Origin of the sequence: Methanothermobacter sp. (assembly GCF_049720995.1) — an archaeon.
Lineage (GTDB): Archaea > Methanobacteriota > Methanobacteria > Methanobacteriales > Methanothermobacteraceae > Methanothermobacter.
The window spans coordinates 1-4,601 of sequence record NZ_JBNASF010000044.1 but is presented as its reverse complement, the minus strand read 5'-3'; the positions used below and the strand labels follow the sequence as shown (position 1 = coordinate 4,601).

The window sequence follows — 4,601 nt, the reverse complement described above, 5'->3', positions numbered from 1 at the left end:
TTGACCTCATTAGGGGATTAGGTAAAGATTTTGGCTGGTGATGGTTATGAATCCGCTTGACCTCATTAACCTTACAAACACAGGAATTTTCGTTATATTCACAGGTGCCGCGGGCATCATACTCCTTCAAAGGCCCCTTGATAAGATAATAATGTTCTCTCTGCTCCAGGGGGGCTTTGTGATGGTCCTCGCAGCGGCCAGATACCTTGACGTGGCCACGGCAGCGGCCCTTTTTGATCCCATATCCACTGTGATACTGCTCATGGCTGTTATGAGAATAAATGATGTGAGGACAGCGAGGGGTGAGGATCTTGTCTGATGTTTATGTATCATCTTCGAGAGGTGGGAAAGTTGCTTGAAACCCAGATATGGTTCTATGCAGGGGCCGCACTTGTAATAATAGGTTCCATTGCAACCGTCGCAGGTCCCGGTGTAAGGGACCCTATCGTCAGGATACTGAACACCGAGATACCGGCGGTTGGTGTTTCACTGATATTCCTCACCTACAACCACACACTTGCACTCCTCACCTTCATCGCGGCCACCACAATCATGACACTGGTACTGCTCAGGGCCGTTATAAGGCTCGAGGAGATGGGGGTAGAAGTATGAGCCTTGGAAGAATCCTCAACGAACTGGCAAACCCCAAGAGGATACCGCGTCTATTCGCATTCTCACTTGGACTCGTGCTCCTTGTGGGTTTCCTGGTACCATTAACACTGAATGAGAACCAGCTCTACCCGAGGCCACTCCCACAGGAACAGATTAACAGCAAGGATCCCCTGGCACCCTACGACCGTGGTGGGGTTCCACTTGAGGAACCAGGCAACGTGAAGTCCCAGTACCCCCAGTTTGAGGTTAACCTGGGTAAGATCACAGCTTACCTGTCACCGATAGCGATAGCGGTCAAGGGCCTTACCTACTACTTCGGAACCTCAATATACTCATCCCCGGGGGGTCTCATAGATGAGATACTGTACTACACAAGGGGTCTTGACACGGTCCTTGAGTCAAGCATACTCATGATGGCATTCACCATAGCATCATGGGTCGCCCTTAACTTCACTGTGAGGAGGCGTAAACCATGATGGTACCTGAATTCACAGTTTCACTCTTCGTCCCGGCTGTCTACACGGGACTTGTAGCGGGATTCATAGCGCTCCTTGGGATATCATTCCAGAAGAATGACCTCAGCGCACTCATAATCACCGATATAGTGGGAATAGCAATGCTTGTGATCGTTGCAGCGGTCGGAACCGACCTTGCAGAGGCCCTCATACTCCCCGGGCTGGTGGTTGAACTGGCCGAGATAATGGCCATCTCGGAGATACTCATTTCAAGGGAGATGAGGATCCGTGGCGAGGTGGAGGAGATTGAACACGTCCCGATGGAACTCGAGGTCTTCAGGACAGCCCCCAACTTCCTGGCACTTGTACTCATAGCCTACGGCGTGTTCCTCACAGGTTTCACAGGGGGTGCGGTTGCAGGTGCAGGTGTTCTGTTCTACGCTGCAACCAGGAAGGCCCGTGGCCTGCCGGTGGCTGAATGGAATGGTATAGCGGGTGTCTCAGGTATAACCTGGTGCCTATGGCTTGCAGGTTTCCTGATATTCTTCACAGCACCACAGCTCTGGCTCCCGGCCCTGTTCCTTTCAGGTTGCGGTATACTGATCAAGGTGGCCAGCAAGATGGGCCTCATCGGGGTCCTTGCAAGGGAGGAGATCAGGGAAGCAGGGGGTGATGAATGATGGATATAGCGTCCCTTGGTGGTGAGCTACTGGGTCAGATACCCTTCGGGGACATAGTGCTCTACCTCACACCATTCAACCTGTTCATGTTCGCATCTGTACTCATATTCACGTTCCTCATAGCCATAAGCCGGACAGAGACCCAGGTTGAGACAGAGTTCGGGTCACTGGGTAACCGGAGGGTTGAGGTTGACACAGCCGAGTTCAGGATCAGGAGGTTCCTTGCAATAGTCTGTGGACTTGCAACTGCAGGCGCGATGGTTACAGGTGACCTGTTCAACTTCACACTCTTTGTGGCACTCATAGGAATAGTTAACATCGGTATAGTCTCAGCGGTGAGACAGGTGGATGTGCTTGATGCGGCCTTCCAGTATGGACTCATAGCCATGATGGCTTCACTTCCCCTCTTCGGGGGCGCGGCCATGGTGCTGGGCTCATCAGGTACACTGAGTCTCCTTGAGCTATCCCATATCGGGGGGAACCCCATGATAAGCTTTGCAACCATCCTCCTTCTGATGGGGGTTATAGGTGAGACCGGTGTTGCACCGTTCTATGCAACCAAGGCCGAGATGTTCCGGACACCCGGCTCACCCTTCATACTCATAATACACCTCAGCTCCCTCCTGGTGATTGTGAGGGCCATTGAGGTTTTACTGATAGTTGCACTCTGAAGGTGAGATCATGAATAAACTTAAAGCAGGAAGCCTTACTGCCCTGATACTATCAGCAACCGGGATAATCTATGCCCTCCTCTTCAACCCACCGGCGTGGGTGGTGTATGGCGTGGCCATATTCCTCATCCCGGTCTTCATACTCTCGGTGGGGATACTCTCCATGGCGACACCAGAGAAGGATGAGGCTGACGAGAGGGTTAACGAACCATTCATAGGGTACTGATGATCATGGAACCATACTTTGCGGTGATGAAATGAATCTGATGGGAAACATCATAGTTAACGTTACAATAGCATTTCTGGTGGGGAGCCTGCTGCTGGGGTTCCAGAGGAAGGTGATGGCGAGGATACAGAGGAGGCCAGGACCCCCTGTTATACAGCACCTCCTCCACACCCTTAAGTTCTACATAAAGGAGTCATCGTTCCCCAGGACGGCTGCCATGCCATTCTATGTGGCTATAGCGGCGACACTCTGTGGTATCTGGATTAGCGCGGTTATCGTGGGGCCTGTTCTTGAGGGCTCACTCCTGCTCTTCTTCGGGATATACGCCCTCCACAAGATCGTTGAGCACAACGCAGGATCATCATCCGGTTCACCGTATGGTAAGCTCAGCTGTGTCCGTGCGGTTTTCTCTGCTGCAGCCGAACTGCCACTCTTTGCGGTGCTCGCCATCATATACCTGCAGACCAGGACGATGATGATATCCGACATCATAGGCTACCAGAGCATCCACGGGCCACTCATACTTAAGCTCCCCCTGGCGGCCATGATGTTCTTTGTCCTCATACTCTCAAAGGCACCGTACTCACCATTTTCCATAACCAAGGGTAAGGACATAATATCCGGGTATGAGACAGAGCACTTCGGGGTCCTCAGGGGCTACCTGATGATCTCAGAGTCCATTGCATGGTACATGCTCCTCTGGATATTCCTCACGGTATTCATAGGCGGCCTGAGCCTGCCGCTATACATCCTGGGAATGGTGATTATCACGGCGGTAACGGCATTCATAAACGCAACAACACCAATGCTGAACCCCAACCACTCTGTGGCCATACAGGTTATCCTGGCATTCGCCGGTATAGCAGGGTCCATCATTCTTATGCTTGTAATGTGATAGTAATTTAGAGAGGGGATTTAATGGAGAAAGGTCTAACGGTACTCACGGCACTTGTTGCGGGCGGAGTAATAATCGTGAGCCTGCTTGCAGCCATCATGCAGAGGATATCTGTAATACCGGTCACATTCCTTGCAGCCATATTCATGGTTCTACTGCTCATGGCGGGCAGTGAAAGGGTCTCTGAACTCTCAGAGGAACTTGAAAGGGCTGCGTTCTTCGCGGTACTGGCACTCTTCATAATTTCATTCCTGGTCCTCTACAGACCGGTATAATCAAATTCACTGGTGATAATATTGTATGGAATATACCTTGTATACACGGTTTCCTTTATCGCTGGCTCGGTAACCGGTTTACTCTTAAGCTACCGGAAGTACAGGGAGCCATTTGTGGAGGAAAAAATAGACCCACTGGCACTTATAGTAGCCCTCGTGGGGTGGGCGGTGCTTGTGAATGCGGCCCTGGCACCCTTCACCCCTCTTTTAAGGACCGGGGGGTTCTTCATGGTCGCCCTGGTTGCCGGTATGAGGCCAGGGTATGGTAGATACGAGACGGTCCTGGGGGCTGCGGTGGCTTTTATCATATGGCTCCTGGCCGGGACCCCGGGGTGGTAGTTATGGATGAAGGAGAACTCATGAGGCTCATGAAGAGGAGGATAATTGAAAGTTACCGGTGGCAGGAGGATGTTGTGAAACCACTCTCCAGGGAACTTGAAATTGATCTGGAGGAGTTCCAGGAGATACTCATGGATAAACTGGACATGTCCAGCCTTGAGGCCCTCCACCCCAGATTCGAGTCTGCAAGGCCAAGGTGCATAAAGGAGAAGCTGCACAGTGACCTCCAGCTCTGCTGGTTCGTTGATGTGATGGAAATCGTGGATGCTGGGGATGCAGAGGCACTCAAGGATGAGATAACAGGGATGATCCTGGATGGAGCCGAATACGGAGATGCCCTTGCTGAGGGGAAGAGGAGGCTCCATGAGATACTCCGGTCTTAAGATTGATCATGAGTGGATGTAGAGGTAAAGAAATGTTGGATGTTCTTAAGCTTAAGATTGATCAT

At 51.6% G+C, this 4,601-nt stretch carries 10 protein-coding genes; all 10 read left to right on the top strand.

Going from position 1 to position 4,601, the window contains the following annotated elements:
- Positions 1-46: 46 nt before the first annotated feature.
- The 10 genes from ACPLJI_RS08885 to ACPLJI_RS08840 are packed head-to-tail and all read left to right on the top strand — an operon-like array spanning position 47 to position 4,536.
- On the top strand, positions 47-319 hold the full coding sequence (locus ACPLJI_RS08885) for a DUF2108 domain-containing protein (RefSeq protein WP_147670891.1): 273 nt from the start codon (positions 47-49) through the stop codon (positions 317-319).
- A 32-nt stretch (positions 320-351) separates the two neighbouring features.
- Entirely contained in the window at positions 352-612 is a 261-nt protein-coding gene (locus tag ACPLJI_RS08880) for an EhaE family protein (protein WP_013295607.1), read from the top strand.
- A complete protein-coding gene (locus ACPLJI_RS08875; protein ID WP_424730645.1) occupies positions 609-1,088 on the top strand; it encodes an EhaF family protein in 480 nt (159 codons plus the stop codon). The genes ACPLJI_RS08880 and ACPLJI_RS08875 overlap by 4 nt, the downstream gene beginning before the upstream one ends.
- Complete coding sequence (locus ACPLJI_RS08870) at positions 1,085-1,747, top strand: EhaG family protein (protein WP_147670889.1); 663 nt, start codon at positions 1,085-1,087, stop codon at positions 1,745-1,747. The genes ACPLJI_RS08875 and ACPLJI_RS08870 overlap by 4 nt, the downstream gene beginning before the upstream one ends.
- Positions 1,747-2,418 (top strand): proton-conducting transporter membrane subunit, encoded by a 672-nt coding sequence (locus tag ACPLJI_RS08865; RefSeq protein WP_013295610.1) that lies wholly within the window; start codon positions 1,747-1,749, stop codon positions 2,416-2,418. The genes ACPLJI_RS08870 and ACPLJI_RS08865 overlap by 1 nt, the downstream gene beginning before the upstream one ends.
- 10 nt (positions 2,419-2,428) lie before the next feature.
- Positions 2,429-2,644 (top strand): DUF788 domain-containing protein, encoded by a 216-nt coding sequence (locus tag ACPLJI_RS08860; RefSeq protein WP_424730646.1) that lies wholly within the window; start codon positions 2,429-2,431, stop codon positions 2,642-2,644.
- 31 nt (positions 2,645-2,675) lie between these two features.
- On the top strand, positions 2,676-3,539 hold the full coding sequence (locus ACPLJI_RS08855) for a respiratory chain complex I subunit 1 family protein (RefSeq protein ID WP_013295612.1): 864 nt from the start codon (positions 2,676-2,678) through the stop codon (positions 3,537-3,539).
- 23 nt (positions 3,540-3,562) lie between these two features.
- On the top strand, positions 3,563-3,814 hold the full coding sequence (locus ACPLJI_RS08850) for a hypothetical protein (RefSeq protein WP_013295613.1): 252 nt from the start codon (positions 3,563-3,565) through the stop codon (positions 3,812-3,814).
- Positions 3,815-3,826: 12 nt separating this feature from the next.
- Positions 3,827-4,153: an energy-converting hydrogenase subunit EhaL family protein gene (locus ACPLJI_RS08845; RefSeq protein WP_424730320.1), complete on the top strand. Its 327-nt coding sequence runs from the start codon at positions 3,827-3,829 to the stop codon at positions 4,151-4,153.
- A 2-nt stretch (positions 4,154-4,155) separates the two neighbouring features.
- Complete coding sequence (locus ACPLJI_RS08840; protein WP_424741258.1) at positions 4,156-4,536, top strand: DUF1959 family protein; 381 nt, start codon at positions 4,156-4,158, stop codon at positions 4,534-4,536.
- Positions 4,537-4,601 lie beyond the last annotated feature (65 nt).